Origin of the sequence: Christiangramia sp. OXR-203, from assembly GCF_034372165.1 — a bacterium.
In the GTDB taxonomy this organism is placed as follows: Bacteria; Bacteroidota; Bacteroidia; order Flavobacteriales; family Flavobacteriaceae; genus Christiangramia.
The window spans coordinates 2,440,476-2,455,037 of sequence record NZ_CP139698.1 but is presented as its reverse complement, the minus strand read 5'-3'; the positions used below and the strand labels follow the sequence as shown (position 1 = coordinate 2,455,037).

Annotated in this window: 14 protein-coding genes and 1 tRNA gene; 7 read left to right on the top strand and 8 right to left on the bottom strand. The window is 39.3% G+C overall.

Annotation, left to right across the window (positions count from 1 at the left end):
* Nucleotides 1-28: 28 nt before the first annotated feature.
* Together treA and T8I65_RS11380 are read left to right on the top strand one after the other, a co-directional pair.
* Complete coding sequence (treA, locus tag T8I65_RS11385) at nucleotides 29-1,648, top strand: alpha,alpha-trehalase TreA (RefSeq protein WP_322300723.1); 1,620 nt, start codon at nucleotides 29-31, stop codon at nucleotides 1,646-1,648.
* A gap of 3 nt (nucleotides 1,649-1,651) precedes the next feature.
* Nucleotides 1,652-2,020: a DUF1622 domain-containing protein gene (locus tag T8I65_RS11380; protein ID WP_322300722.1), complete on the top strand. Its 369-nt coding sequence runs from the start codon at nucleotides 1,652-1,654 to the stop codon at nucleotides 2,018-2,020.
* 69 nt (nucleotides 2,021-2,089) lie between these two features.
* Here the strand turns inward: T8I65_RS11380 and T8I65_RS11375 are convergent, their stop codons facing one another.
* Together T8I65_RS11375 and T8I65_RS11370 are read right to left on the bottom strand one after the other, a co-directional pair.
* Entirely contained in the window at nucleotides 2,090-2,467 is a 378-nt protein-coding gene (locus tag T8I65_RS11375; protein ID WP_322300721.1) for a PH domain-containing protein, read from the bottom strand.
* Nucleotides 2,468-2,469: 2 nt separating this feature from the next.
* The gene (locus T8I65_RS11370) at nucleotides 2,470-3,516 is read right to left on the bottom strand and encodes an NAD(P)-dependent alcohol dehydrogenase (RefSeq protein ID WP_322300720.1); all 1,047 of its coding nucleotides are present in this window, start codon (nucleotides 3,514-3,516) and stop codon (nucleotides 2,470-2,472) included.
* A gap of 167 nt (nucleotides 3,517-3,683) precedes the next feature.
* Between T8I65_RS11370 and T8I65_RS11365 the strand changes: the two genes are divergently transcribed.
* The 5 genes from T8I65_RS11365 to mazG all read left to right on the top strand — a co-directional run bounded on the left by T8I65_RS11365 (nucleotide 3,684) and on the right by mazG (nucleotide 7,021).
* Nucleotides 3,684-4,832 carry a PLP-dependent aspartate aminotransferase family protein gene (locus T8I65_RS11365; RefSeq protein WP_322300719.1) on the top strand — a complete coding sequence of 383 codons (1,149 nt, stop codon included), beginning with the start codon at nucleotides 3,684-3,686 and terminating at the stop codon, nucleotides 4,830-4,832.
* Between the two features lie 6 nt (nucleotides 4,833-4,838).
* The gene (gene bshB1, locus T8I65_RS11360) at nucleotides 4,839-5,555 is read left to right on the top strand and encodes a bacillithiol biosynthesis deacetylase BshB1 (protein WP_322300718.1); all 717 of its coding nucleotides are present in this window, start codon (nucleotides 4,839-4,841) and stop codon (nucleotides 5,553-5,555) included.
* Nucleotides 5,556-5,615: 60 nt separating this feature from the next.
* A tRNA-His gene (locus T8I65_RS11355) sits at nucleotides 5,616-5,691 on the top strand.
* A gap of 92 nt (nucleotides 5,692-5,783) precedes the next feature.
* Nucleotides 5,784-6,185 carry a lipocalin family protein gene (locus T8I65_RS11350; RefSeq protein WP_322300717.1) on the top strand — a complete coding sequence of 134 codons (402 nt, stop codon included), beginning with the start codon at nucleotides 5,784-5,786 and terminating at the stop codon, nucleotides 6,183-6,185.
* Nucleotides 6,186-6,247: 62 nt separating this feature from the next.
* Nucleotides 6,248-7,021: a nucleoside triphosphate pyrophosphohydrolase gene (gene mazG, locus T8I65_RS11345; protein ID WP_322300716.1), complete on the top strand. Its 774-nt coding sequence runs from the start codon at nucleotides 6,248-6,250 to the stop codon at nucleotides 7,019-7,021.
* A 443-nt stretch (nucleotides 7,022-7,464) separates the two neighbouring features.
* Here the strand turns inward: mazG and T8I65_RS11340 are convergent, their stop codons facing one another.
* From T8I65_RS11340 to T8I65_RS11315, 6 genes are all read right to left on the bottom strand, one after another.
* Entirely contained in the window at nucleotides 7,465-7,839 is a 375-nt protein-coding gene (locus T8I65_RS11340) for a DUF2200 family protein (RefSeq protein ID WP_322300715.1), read from the bottom strand.
* A gap of 160 nt (nucleotides 7,840-7,999) precedes the next feature.
* Nucleotides 8,000-10,276 carry a DUF349 domain-containing protein gene (locus T8I65_RS11335; RefSeq protein WP_322300714.1) on the bottom strand — a complete coding sequence of 759 codons (2,277 nt, stop codon included), beginning with the start codon at nucleotides 10,274-10,276 and terminating at the stop codon, nucleotides 8,000-8,002.
* Between the two features lie 115 nt (nucleotides 10,277-10,391).
* A complete protein-coding gene (gene aroE, locus T8I65_RS11330) occupies nucleotides 10,392-11,120 on the bottom strand; it encodes a shikimate dehydrogenase (protein ID WP_322300713.1) in 729 nt (242 codons plus the stop codon).
* Entirely contained in the window at nucleotides 11,117-12,133 is a 1,017-nt protein-coding gene (locus tag T8I65_RS11325) for a DUF368 domain-containing protein (protein WP_322300712.1), read from the bottom strand. The genes aroE and T8I65_RS11325 overlap by 4 nt, the downstream gene beginning before the upstream one ends.
* Nucleotides 12,120-13,058, bottom strand: a complete 939-nt coding sequence (locus T8I65_RS11320; RefSeq protein ID WP_322300711.1) for a DUF368 domain-containing protein — start codon at nucleotides 13,056-13,058, stop codon at nucleotides 12,120-12,122. Before T8I65_RS11320 ends, T8I65_RS11325 begins: the two co-directional genes overlap by 14 nt.
* 39 nt (nucleotides 13,059-13,097) lie before the next feature.
* Nucleotides 13,098-14,495 carry a tetratricopeptide repeat protein gene (locus tag T8I65_RS11315; RefSeq protein WP_322300710.1) on the bottom strand — a complete coding sequence of 466 codons (1,398 nt, stop codon included), beginning with the start codon at nucleotides 14,493-14,495 and terminating at the stop codon, nucleotides 13,098-13,100.
* Nucleotides 14,496-14,562: the final 67 nt, after the last annotated feature.

Genomic DNA, 14,562 nt, shown 5'->3' with positions numbered 1-14,562 from the left:
TTATATTTATAGATCTTAAACATATTATATGAACTTCCGAAGATATTTTAAGTTATGCCTGCTATGCTTATTAATTGCATTCAACAGCTGCAAGTCCAGTCCAGATCCAGTTGTCGTCCACGATGGCAAGGAAATTACTATACTACCACCAGCCGAACTCTACGGAAATTTATTCTATGATGCACAAACCCGGGCTATTTTCGAGGACAGCAAGACCTTTGTTGATGCGAATCCAAAATATAGTGTAGGTCTTATCAGGCAACGATATGATATGCTGGAAGATACTACCGTTAAGGGAATGAAAACTTTTCTGGATCAACACTTCAGTATTCCTGAAGCCGATCTGCATTTTAAAAGCGATAGTTTGGAGATAGGTATGCACATAAAGAGTTTATGGGAAGTCTTGAAAAGGCCTGCAAATGATAGTATTTCGGGAACCCTTATTCCGCTGCCAAATGATTATATAGTGCCGGGTGGTAGATTTCGTGAAGTTTATTACTGGGATAGTTACTTTACGATGTTGGGATTGCAGTTAGATGGTGAAAATGAGGTCATCAGGAACATGGTAGAAAATTTTGCATTCCTCATAGATGAACTCGGCTTTATTCCGAATGGGAATCGTACCTATTACCTCGGAAGATCTCAACCACCATTCTTTTCGCTTATGGTCGATATTCTGGCTGATATTGAAGGTGAGCAGGTTTATGCGGAATTTCTAGATGTACTGGAACAAGAGCATAAGTTCTGGATGAATGGAAGTAAAGAACTAAAACCAGGTAATGCTACTAATAGAGTTGTTAAATTGAAGGATGGGACTATTTTGAACCGCTACTATGATGAATTCGCTACTCCAAGGCCAGAAAGCTACCGTGAAGATGTAGAAACTGCAGAAATTGCATTGAAGACTAATCCAATGCTCAAGAAAGAAGATATTTATCGTGATTTAAGAGCAGGTGCAGAATCTGGATGGGATTATTCAAGCAGATGGCTGGTAAAAAATGAGCGAAATGAGTTTAATCTTTCGAGTATTCAAACTACTTCGATCCTTCCGGTTGATCTAAATTCGTTGCTTTATCAACTGGAAAGGACCATTTCCAGGGCAGCCAAAATTGCGGAAAGAAAGGAAATGTCGGCTACTTATGCGAAGCTGGCTGAAGATAGACGGCAGGCTATTAAAAACTACTTCTGGGATCCTAAGAAAGAATTCTTCCAGGATTACAATTTTGAAAAGCAGGAATTCACCGGAAATCTATCCTTGGCAGCAATGTATCCTTTATTCTTCCAGATCGCAGATGAACAGCAAGCCGGCAAAGTGGCTACAAGGATCAAAGAAGATTTTCTTAAACCTGGAGGAGTTGTAACCACGCCATATAGTACCGGACAGCAATGGGATGCACCAAATGGCTGGGCTCCATTGCAGTGGGTCACTATTGAGGGACTACGGAATTATAAGCATCTGGAACTATCCGAAGAAATAAAAACAAGATGGCTTGATGTAAACAGCGCAGTTTACAACCGAACCTATAAGATGACGGAGAAGTATAATGTAATCGACCTTTCCAAGGAAAGTGGAGGAGGGGAATATCCAACCCAGGATGGGTTTGGCTGGACTAACGGAGTTTATAAAAAATTATCTTCAGAAGAATAGTTTATGGAACATATAAGTTTGTATATCGAGTATGCGGCAAAGTTTATAGAAGTAACCGGAGTAGCGGTAATACTCCTGGGAACAATCGTAGCATTATTCAAATATATACTGGCAAAGCAAAGTAAAGGAGTCAGATCTTATAAATTATTGAGACAGGAATTGGGAAAAGCTATTCTGCTTGGACTTGAAATCCTGGTTGCTGCAGATATTATAGCAACCGTAGTAACAAAACCTACACTTGATGAGGTTATTTCTTTAGGGATCATCGTCCTGATAAGAACATTTTTGAGTTTTTCCATTGAATTGGAGATTGAAGGCAGATTTCCATGGCAAAGGAAGGAAAAAGAGAACAGGCTGGATCAGGAAGCTTAAACCTTTACATAAAAAAAAAGCCACTGAGATTCTCAGTGGCTTTTCCTATAAATTTCTAACTATCCTGTCCTATAAAGTATACTCAGCCAGCAATTTCTGAACTTCATAGATATCAACTTTCTTATTGAATTTCTTAGAAATACTGGGTGATTGTTCCCCGGAAATCCAAATCTTAAGTTCTGCATCCAGATCAAAACTTCCTGCAGTTTCCACGCTAAAACGTGTTATACTTTTATATAGCACCGAGAAATATTCAATCTTACTTCCGGTTAATCCCTGCACATCTACAATGATCAGTCGTTTGTTGGTAAAAATAAAAGTATCTCGAATGATTTTGAATCCAGCTATAACTTCTTCAGAATCAATCAGCAATTTGCCATATTTCTCCTGAATAACTGAATTCTCTATAGCGCCGGCATTACCAAGCAATGAGGATAGTAGGCTCATATTTAATTCTTTAATGATTTCATATCGATTACAAATCTATACTTAACATCAGATTTTACAACTCTGTCAAAAGCAGTATTAATAGAGTCCATATCGATCATTTCAATATCTGAAACAATATTATGCTCTCCACAGAAATCAAGCATTTCCTGAGTTTCTTTGATTCCGCCAATTAGTGAACCTGCAAGTCTTTTTCTTCCCATAATAAGTCCGCCACCATGAATATCTACTTCATCGATCGCACCAACTAATGTCATTGTCGCATCTCTTTTCAGTAAAGCAACATAAGGATTTGTATCATGTCCAACAGGAACTGTATTCAGAATAAAATCGAATGAATTGGCATGTTTCTTCATTTCTGCTTCATCCTTCGAGATAAGAACTTCATCTGCACCAAGGGATTTAGCATCTTCGGCTTTAGCAGGAGAGGTAGTGATCATCACAACGTGAGCTCCTAATGCGTGGGCAAACTTAACCCCCATATGTCCAAGACCTCCCAGTCCAACAACTCCAACTTTATCACCTTTTTTTACATTCCATTGTCTAAGTGGAGACCATGTTGTAATACCTGCACACAATAATGGCGCAACTGCCTTTGTATCCAGGTTTTCAGGAACCTTCAGGACAAATTTTTCGCGTACCACCACCATTTCAGAATATCCGCCAAAAGTGTGGCCGCCTAAATGTTCATCCTTACCATTATAGGTAGCGGTCATTCCATTCTCACAATATTGCTCAAGACCATCTTCACAAGATTTACATTCCTGGCAAGAGTCTACCATACATCCAACTCCAACAAGATCACCCTGCTTAAAGTTCTCAACATCTGCTCCAACTTCTACTACGCGACCAATGATTTCATGGCCTGGAACCACTGGATATTTACTATTGCCCCAATCATTTCTAACCTGGTGTATATCACTATGACAAACTCCACAATAATCTATTTCGATCTTCACATCATTTGCAAGGATATCCCTGCGTTCGATTTCCATCATATTAAGATCTGCATCATTCCTCTTTGCGCCGTAAGCTTTTACATTTTTCATTTTATCTCTTTTGTTGAAAGTTACTCAAATTATAATTGCTGTAAGTGAAGTTCTATACAGGTTTAACTATTCTTAACGTGCTGAATTGACGTAGGTCAAGTTTCCTGTAGTCCATTGCTTTCAAAGAATTCTTAGTACCTTAGGAGCTCAATATTGAAATCTAAATTATGAGCGATTCTAAAGGAATCAATACGATATGTACGCATGCTGGAGAACTTGAAGATACTCAGTTCAAGGGAGCGGTTTCACCACTTTATATGGCAACGTCTTACGCATTTGAAGATGTGGAAACCAAGCGTTACCCCAGGTATTTTAATACTCCAAACCAGGTAGCCCTTGCTAAAAAGATGGCTGCACTGGAACACGGAGAAGCTGCTTTGATCTTTGGAAGTGGAATGGCCGCAGTTAGCACCTCATTAATGGCATTTTTGAGTTCTGGAGATCACGTAGTATTTCCAGACGCCCTTTATGGCGGAACCAGTAACCTTGCAGTAGAGGAATTCGCTAAATTCGGAATAGAGTATACATTTGCGAAAGACTCTTCTATAGCTTCATTAGAGTCTGAAATCAAGGAAAATACGAAGGTAATTTATATCGAGACACCATCGAATCCTCTGCTGAAGATCATAGATATTGCAGGGGTTGCAGGTCTGGCTAAAAAGCACGGACTTATTAGTATGATCGATAATACATTTGCCTCACCGGTAAACCAGAACCCTCTGGATATGGGAATAGATATCGTTTTACACTCTGCAACGAAATATATGGGAGGCCATAGTGATATCTTGGCGGGAACTGCAATAAGTTCCGAAGATCATATCGACCGGATCTTTCAAATGGCGAAGAATTTTGGTGGAAACTTAAGTGATTATACGGTTTGGTTACTGGAAAGAAGTATCAAGACCATGGGCTTACGTGTAAAAGCCCAGAATTCGAATGCTTTGCAACTGGCGGAATTTTTAAAAGCCCATCCCAGTGTTGCGAATGTTTATTATCCTGGTTTGAAAGATCATTCAGATCACGAACTCGCAGCAAAGCAAATGTCTGGTTTCGGCGGAATGATGTCATTTGAACTGAATAATGAAATCGATGTGCAGCATTTCATGAAATCTCTGAAACTAATAAAACCCTCCATGAGCCTTGCCGGTGTAGAAAGTACCATTCTTCTACCTTCAAAAACCAGTCATGGATTATTGACAGAAGAAGAAAGAGCACAGCAAGGGATCAAGGATAATCTTTTGAGATTCTCTGTGGGCATCGAAGAGTTTGAAGACATTAAACAAGACCTTGAGCAGGCAATAGCAAACACCAAATAAAGATTTATGAAATTAGATATACTTGCGATTGGCGCACACCCTGATGATGTGGAATTAAGTTGTGCTGGAACCATTGCAAAAGAAATTAGTCGGGGAAAAAAGGTTGGAATCCTTGATCTTACCAGGGGGGAACTTGGTACAAGAGGAACTGCAGAGATTCGTGATCAGGAAGCAACGGCTGCAGCCCAGGTTTTAGGGGTTGAGGTTCGCGAGAATCTCGAATTTAGCGATGCTTTTTTTACAAACAATGCTTCTCACCAAATGGAGATCATTAAAATGATAAGAAAGTACCAGCCAGAGATTGTGCTATGTAATGCGGTTGACGACAGGCATATTGATCATGGAAAGGCTGCAAAATTAATAAGTGATGCTTGCTTTCTGAGTGGTTTGCGTAAGATTGAAACTATCATGAATGGTGAGAACCAGCCAGCATGGCGACCAAAGCATGTTTTCCATTATATCCAGTGGAAGAATCTAAAACCTGATTTTGTAGTGGACATTACAGGCTTTCTGGATAAAAAAATTGATTCGGTAAAAGCTTACAGGTCGCAATTCTACAGCGAAGATAGTAAAGAGCCTGAAACTCCAATATCCAGCAGTAACTTCCTGGATAGCATTACTTACCGGGCACAGGATATGGGAAGGCTCATTAATACTGAACATGCCGAAGGTTATAACGTAGATCGTTATGTAGCAGTAGATTCCGTATTCGACCTTATTTAATTGAAAATTTTTCTTTGCTGAAATGTACAAATAACTTACATTTGCAACCGCTAATCAAATGGTGGTTGTAGCTCAGCTGGTTAGAGCGCCGGATTGTGGTTCCGGAGGTCGCCGGTTCGAAACCGGTCTTCCACCCTCACAAAGCTTCTCAGAAATGAGAAGCTTTTTTTGTTTACGCAACCTTTCTCAGTTATTTACATCTACTTGTTGAATCAAAGCAATTAAAAAATGAGAAAATTTATACTTCTATTCGTCGCAGCCATTTCTTTGAGTAGCTGTAGCGGTAGTGATGACAGCCTGTTAACCGTAGATCTTTCAGTAGATAGTCTTTCAGGAACCTGGAAAATGACGCATGCATATGTAAGTCCGGGCGGAGAGACATCCTGGCAAACGGTTGAAAATGGTACAGAATATACATTTTCTCCAAATGGTAATTTCAGTGCTACGCAGGATCAATGTCCAATAGGAACCTATAATCTCGATCTAAATGAAAGCACACTTTCATTCACCTGTTCGAATGATACAGAAAGTATGCGCTTCTTTAGGGTAGTTAGCATTACTGAAAGCGAAATGGAGATAAGTTATATAGGTTGTATAGAAGCTTGTATTTATAGATATCGCAAGCAATAAACCTCAGTTCATGTTCATCATACGGTTCTGATATATTACTTTTGAAAAAATCGTATTTCAATATGAATTCAAGGCAAGATCAACTACAGGCATTTGACAGATTATTAACCATCATGGATGAGCTCCGGGAAAAATGTCCCTGGGATCGTAAACAAACCATGGAATCCTTGCGTCATCTTACCATTGAAGAAACCTACGAGCTTGGCGATGCCATTCTAGATAAAGACATGGATGAGATTCGGAAAGAACTGGGAGATGTCTTATTACATCTTGTGTTTTATTCGAAGATTGGAAGCGAGACTAATGATTTTGACATTGCAGATGTTGCGAATGGTATATGTGACAAACTTATAGACAGGCACCCTCATATTTACGGGGATGTGGTTGTCGCAGATGAAGAAGAAGTAAAGCGGAATTGGGAAAACCTGAAATTAAAGGAAGGTAAGAAAAGTGTTCTCGAAGGAGTACCCAAATCGTTGCCGGCAATGGTCAAAGCGAACCGGATACAGGATAAAGTTGCAGGTGTTGGGTTTGACTGGGAAGAACCCAAACAGGTATTTGAGAAGCTTCAGGAAGAACTAAAGGAGTTGGAAGATGAAGTTACAGATAACAACAGTGATCTTATCGAGGCAGAATTTGGTGATGTATTGTTTTCTATGATTAATTATGCTCGTTTTCTAAAAGTGAATCCTGAAAATGCGTTGGAGCGTACCAATAAAAAATTCATTAAACGATTTCAGTATCTCGAAAGTAAAGCAGCAGAGCAGGGCAAAGCTCTGAAAGATATGAGCCTTTCTGAAATGGATATATTCTGGAACGAGGCTAAAAATGTATAAATAGTCAGTATATTTTTCCGGTCATTTTACCAACAAAGGAAGGTTTCAGGAATCAACGGCATAAGTAATTAGAACTGATAATTTTTAAACTTTCAGTTTTCCCCGACCATTTTAGATAACCCAGTATTTGTACTTAATATATAATATCGGGTTGATTACATAGAGCTTTTGTTATAGCACCTGCATCCAACCTTAAAGAATAAGTGCTTCCGAAGAAATTGTAAAACTTTTGATAGCTCTTCGCCTTGATTGTGAAAGTGGTTTGGTACAGTTTTTCACTTTATTAGTTAGGTAAAAAAGAAGGGTCGTCTGTAGATATTTGCCTAAGAAAAGGGCTCAATTATTCAAGCATCAACACATTGAAACTTCCGCAGGGATTGCCGAATTATGATGAGACTAGCATTTCCTTATAGTGATTGTTAACAACAGTGTAACTCCGATTTTTATGAACTTCTCAAAATTTTTTCCATCTCTCGTCCTTTGGCCAATTCATCAATCAACTTTTCCATTTTCCTGCAATCCCGATACAAAGCGAATTCTTCAGGAATATCTTCAATACGATAACCGCACACTACTCCATTGATCCGATATGCATTCTCGTGTATCCTGGCTCCTTCGAAAAAATCACCGAAAGTTCCATTACCGCCAATAAAGGATTCTAATTTATCCTGATTATAGCCCGTCAACCACTTAATAATCCTGTCAAGTTCATCTTTAGTTCTACCGTGCTTCTTTATTCTATTGAGGTAATGCGGATAAACAGCGCCGAAATTCATTTTCGCGATTTGCTCATTCTTTTCTGCTGTTACTACTGCCATGACTCAAAATTGATAGGTACCAGATAGAATATCGCGACACAAACGCAATCGCCATTTTCCTGGTTCTTTAAAGAGCTATAGCCTGTAAAACTTCTTATAGAAAAGTTTTATAACTTAACCGATCACAAAAAATATTACAGGCAATAGCATTGAACTCTTACTAGTACAAGGTTTTAATCTTAGCAAGTTTTTCCTGCCATACTTCCAGGTCGGCTTTATGCTGAGCAATATTCTTATGTACATCCTGTACCAGTGGATTATCATCATCTACATTACTGAAGAACTGTAAATTGTTCTCAAGTTGCCTGATCTCTGCCTTGGTTTCTTCGATCTTTTTGGTAAGAAAATAGTGTTCGTTCCTGATCTTTTTGTCATCATCAGCATCATCAAGAGCCTGGATCTTGTTCTCATACTTCATCATCTCTGCTTTGGTGTTGTCAACGTCAAGCTTTTTAAAGAGTTGATCCAGCGCTTTATTGAACTTTCCTTCTATAAATCTTTTATTATAGGGTACACGACCCACTTCCTTCCAGGAGTTGATTTTATCTTTGATAGCCGCAAGGTTTTCCTTCTTGGTGCCAGCTAGTTCCAAAGATTTTACTTTATCCAGTAAGGCTTTTTTCTTCTCAAAAGCTTCCACTTCATCCTTATTTTCTTCATTCTTCTGGGCGTGCATACGATCAAAATAATGATTACAGGCTTTCTTAAACTGTTTCCAGACCTTGTCACTATCTTTTCGGGGTACATGTCCAACTTTCTTCCAATCGTTCTGGATTTTCTTCATGAGCGGTGTGACCGTTTTAAAGTCATCACTATCCATATTGTCTTCTGCAATTTTAATAAGTTCTTTCTTTTGCTCGAGATTATCGTATTGCTGTTTCTTTAAGTTCTTGTAGTACGCGTTTTTCTTTCGATTGAATTTACGTACATGCTCTTTGAACTCATTCCAGGTTTCCTGGTTCTTGTTTCTTGGGACTTTCCCAGCTTTGAAGAATTCTTCTCGTAGAGCTTCGATTTGCTTGATACTTTGCTGCCATTTGTTGTGGCTATCGAAATCCTGTTCTGCGATTTCCTTGATCTTGATAATGATATCTCTTTTGTTCTCCCAGTTCTTCTCGTACTGTTCGTCCAGCTGAGAAAAATATGCCTGACGCTTGTCGTGAATTTGTTTTGTGGCAGCGCTAAATCGCTTCCAGATGTCTTCGCGATACTCCTTCGCTACGGGACCAAGTTCTTCCTTCCACATTTTATGTAGCATCTGCAATTCCCTGAAAGAACGATTCGTATCTTTTTCCTGTGCTAATTCTTCAGCACGATCTATCACCTTAAGCTTTTGCTCAAGGTTATGCTTAAAGTCCAGATCTCTGAATTCCCGGTTTAAATGGAGAAAATCATAGAAATTTTCGACATGATGATGATAGGTGTTCCAAACATTATTATAACGATCTCTAGGAATAGGTCCGGCGGTACGCCATTTATCCTGAATTTCCTTGAAATGATTGTAAGTAGTATTAATATTTTCCTCAACACCCAGAAGTCCCTTTAATTCCTCTATAAGCTCTAAGCGAATATTCAGGTTGTAGTTGAGGTCTTTCTTCAGGCGTTTATAATAGTCATTTCTCTTCTCACGATAATCAAAGTATATCGAACTAAATTGCTTGTTAAGTGGAGTAGAGTAGTAAAAGTCAATTATATTCCCGCCTTCAGCAAGAAACTCTTCCTTTTTCTCTTCCATTTCCTCATCGAATTTGGCATTAAATTCGGTTCTGATCTCCTGCACATGTTCTTTGATCGCCTGAACCTTCTCGGTTTTCAGCAGTCTTTCCAGTTCCTCAACAAGTGATTCCTTGCTCATGGAATGGTAATCCTTCTTCTCTATAGCATGCCGTTCACCAGCACTTTCATCTTCACTTTCTTCAGCAACAGAGTTCTCCATGTCTTCCTCATGACTCCCGCTGCCTTTCTGATTCTCCCCAACAACTGCTTCACCAATATCACTATCAAGATCTTCATCCTGTTCTTCAGTATTTGCCGCCGTTTTCCTATTCTCAGATTCTGAAACGATCGCATCTTCATGATCTGTAGATTCTGAAACTTTTCGAACAGATTTGTTTTCAGGTTCAACAGATTCATTTTTCTTCTTTACAGGATAAGTATCTCCATCACCTTCCATGGCTGTATACGGATCTTTATCAGGATCTGTTTTTTCTATTTTTTTTTGATCTGAAGTTGCCTTTCCTGAAGCAGATTCATGAACGATCGCATCTTCATGATCGGTCCCATCATCACCTTTTCGTTCAGTTGCCTGCTGAAGTTTTTCAGAGTTTTCTTTCGGGTCATTCAAAGAATGATCTGTGGAACCGGAGGTCTGTTTGGAGTCCTTATCATGGTTCTCAGACATTTCATTTTTCTTGTTCTCATTTTCTGTAGTGGACATATCTTTCAATGTTAGGGTTCTTCAAAATCGAATTATTCTGAAAGATAACAACTCCACTAAAATTGGACAAGGGAATGATTCTATTTATAAATAGAATGAAGCTTTGAATGTCGAATTAAGAATTCCAGATGGACCAGCTTTTTTCAGCCTGAAGTTCCAACATTCTATAACCATTTAAGGTTTTTGCGCCACGTTCAGAAGCTAGCTTCATGAGTCTGGTTTCCTCCGGATTATAGATAAGATCAAAGATGATATGCTGGCTGGAGATACCCTCGAGAGGAATATCAGGGTAGCGTTCAGTTTCGGGAGAAGTTCCTAGAGGTGTTGTGTTGATTACCAGTTTATTATGTTTAATTACTTCAATGCTTAGTTCACTGTATGACAATGTGTTTTCCGAAGAGTTTCTAGAGATAAATTGGTAGGGAACTGACAGTTTGTCAAGAGCATAGGCGACGGCTTTCGAAGCTCCTCCGGTTCCCAGGATTAGGGCAGAGCTATGGAAACTTTCCAAGTGATTTTCGAGTGATTTCTTGAAGCCAAAATGGTCTGTATTATAGCCAGTGAGCTCACCGTTTTTAGAAATTTTAATCGTATTCACAGCGCTTATTTTTTGCGCTTCCGGGTCAAGATGATCTAAAAATGGAATTACTTTTTCCTTGTAAGGGATGGTGACGTTCAATCCGGAAATTTCAGTAGTTTTAAAAATTTCAGGAAACTGATCAATGCTTTTAAGGTCAAAATTGATATACCTGGCATCGATTATATTATTGCTGAATTTCTTGCTGAAGTAGTTCCTGGAGAAAGAATAATCTATGTCTTTTCCAACGAGTCCAAAGGTTCTCATTTTTCCGAAGTAATTTTTTCGTACCAGGCGAGTCCAAGTACAATGCTAATTCCTATTCCTATACAAAAGATTGCCGCGAAAGTTTCTACCTGATCGAATTGTGGCCAGTATCGATCGTAATTGTCGATCACCTTATTTCCGTTCCTATCAATAAGAACTTTACCCTGTTCACCAATTTTATAAACTTTCTCCTTCCATGGCCATACAACTCCAAGGGAGCCGGTGATAAAACCAATGATGACTGCAAAAGTTTCTTTTTTTCTAGTCTTCAGTACATATCCAAGCAAATGAGATAATGAAACCAGTCCGGCCAGAGACCCGATGGCGAAGACGGCCAGTACTTTGAGCATTTGAATTCTTTCCGCATTTCCGGTCCAGGAGAAATCCAGCAGCAGGATATCGGCCAACGTATCATAAAGTGCATTCACTGAGTCTACCAGCAACAGGACATAGTTCCCCACCAGAATCAATATAAAGCTGCCGGAGAGGCCTGGAAGTGTCATCCCCGACACACTTATCATTCCGCAGATAAAAACAAACCAGAGATTGTCATTTTCTCTTGCAGGTTCCAGGAAACTAATGGCTAATCCGGCAATGATCCCAAGTACTGCAAATACAATGGAGTTACGATCCCAGTCTTCAAAGTCCTTACTAATGTAATAAATGGAGCCAATGATCATTCCGAAGAAAGCTGACCAGACGTATAGTTCATAGTGAATAATGAGGTAATCCAAAATCTTGGAAACACTAAAATAGCTAATGAGCATCCCAAGGATCAATAGAATTAAGAACTTCCCGTTGATATAATGATAAAGGCTTCTGAATCTACCAGAGATCAAAAGCTTAAAGGCTTTAAGATTTACTTTTTGTAGCGAATAAATGAACTCTTCATAGAATCCGGCAACAAAAGCAACAACACCTCCAGACACACCAGGAACCTTGTTCGCAGCGCCCATAGCCAGACCTTTTAGAACCAGCAGGAACTTATCTGTGAAGGTCCTAGTTTGCTGCATTGGCATTTTCAGGTTTATTACCAGCCAACATTTCCAGGCCTAAGATGAGGAAGAACCCGGCCAGCATAAGTGCGACAGACCATAATGTGTGTGGATCACCGTCAAAGTTCCATGGTAAAACTGAAGCTTCCTTAAGAACAACCTCTTTCTCACCATACATCGCGGTCTCCAGAGTCTCTTTCCACGGCCAGATCTTGTTTAGTGAGCCAGCGATAAATCCGGTAAGAACCGCGAGGGTAATACTGCTGTAATGAACGAATAGCCATTTCAGGATCTTTGAGAAGGTAAGCAGTCCGAAAACAGCTCCAATTCCTACAATACCTAATGTTTTCAAATCAAAATCGTGAGCTGCTTCAGTAATTGACTTATATGCACCTAACAATACCAGAATAAAAGCCCCTGAAATTCCAGGCAGGATCATTGCGCACACGGCAAGTGCCCCAGCAAAGAATAAAAATAAGTAGGAATTACTGGCGGAAAGTGGCGGCAGGCTAACAATATAGAACGCAACCGCGGCACCAATTACCAGCGCTAAAACGATCTTCCAGGTCCATTTTGGAATTTGCTTACCTACAAACCAAATACTGGCAACCACAAGTCCGAAGAAAAAGGACCAGATTAGAATTGGATGATTTTCAAGAAGATAGTTGGCTACACGCATTACGCTAAATATGCTTACGAGAATACCTGCGAAAAGAGCCAGGATAAAATTACCATTCAGCTCGTCCCACATAGCCTTAAAACCGTTTGCCTTCCAGGTAGAAAGCAAACTAAGGTTCACTCCACTAATGGTGGTGATCAACTCTTCATATATACCTGAAATAAATGCGATAGTACCGCCGGAAACTCCGGGAACAACATCTGCGGCTCCCATAGCCATTCCTTTAAGGCTTATCTTTAGATAGTCCACTAAACTGCGTTGCATCTTAGAATTTTATGATTTTGCTCAAAGGTAGCAAAATTACTAAGAGAGCTTTACGAAGGAATTTATAATTTGTTTGATGCTTTTTCGCTCGAAAATATTCGGAAAAAGTTCTTCTATGATGATGTAATATTCTGAGTCGGTTTTTAAGGCATTGTTCAAATGAAAATAACCTTTATCACCATTGTTCGTATTAAAATATAAACCGGCAAGACGATATTCGACTTCCGCAGTACCTGGGTAAAATTCCAGAGCCTGCATCATGCTGGAAATCGCAGTTTCATATTCTCCCAGTCCAATCAGAATGTCACATCTTCTAATCCAGGTCTCTAATTCGTAATTTCCCAGTTCGAGACTTTTTTTATAGCCTTGTTCAGCTTCCTCAGGGAAATTCAGCCTACTGTTGATCTTTGCGTAACGTTTCCAGTAAAGAACGTTTTCCTCGTCTATATTAATCGCTTTATTGATATAATATAAAGCCTTTGGGAAGTTCAGTTTTTTTATATAGAAGTCGGTAATCGCGATCCAGCCCTTATCGAGTAGAGGGTCTTCATGCACGGTTTGCTCGTAATTCTTGATCGCGAAATCATCACAACCAAGTTTTTCGAAACATTTACCAATTCTCAAATATGCGAAAGATGTAGGATCATCGAGTTCCAGAGTAATATTATAGTTTTCGATGGCTTCATTATAACGCTTTAATTTCTCAAGGACCTTTCCTTTTTCCAGGTAAGCTCCCACAAACCTGTCATCACTAATAATTGCAAAATCAAAAGCTGCCAGTGCTTTTGTATAGTTCTTAAGATCAAAGTACTGCTTTCCAACCTGGTGCCAAGCTACTTCACAATACGGGTGTTTGTCCAGGTATAGATTCAGGTAATCAATAGCCTCTTCTTTCTGTTCAAGAAAATCGAAGCAGTACATGATATTGTAAAGTGCAGAATAATCTTCATCATCTGCCTCAAGACATTTCATAAAGCTATATTTCGCATTTTCAAAATCTTCGAGAAACAGATATTCCATCCCGATGAGCGAAAATATCTCAGCATCTTCAAGCGTGATCTCCAGAGCGGCTTCCAACATCGTAATAGCTTCAGCGTGCATATCTCGCTTGGAATAGATCTGAGCCTTTTGAATATAAATCTCTTCATTGGAAGATTCCAGGTTCTTCAGTTCATTAAGTATGCTGTCGGCAAGATCCAGTTTATCCTCAAATACCAGGATCTCAACTTTGTATAATCTTAGATTGACTGAAGTAGGATGCTGGGCGAGACCCATTTTCACCGCTTTCTTGGCAAGAGCAATCTTGCCATTCTCCATGTAATGGTTGATGATATTCTCAAATTCGTTAGAATCGAAGAAAAGAACATCATTGGTCTTTAGCATGGATTCGAAGCGATCAAGAGAGAAATTATCTTCTTCGTTATGGCTCAATTGCATAAGAGAGTGATTATGGGATTTCTACTATTAATAAAGTTAAAAAGGAATAAGGGCAATAGGCACGCCC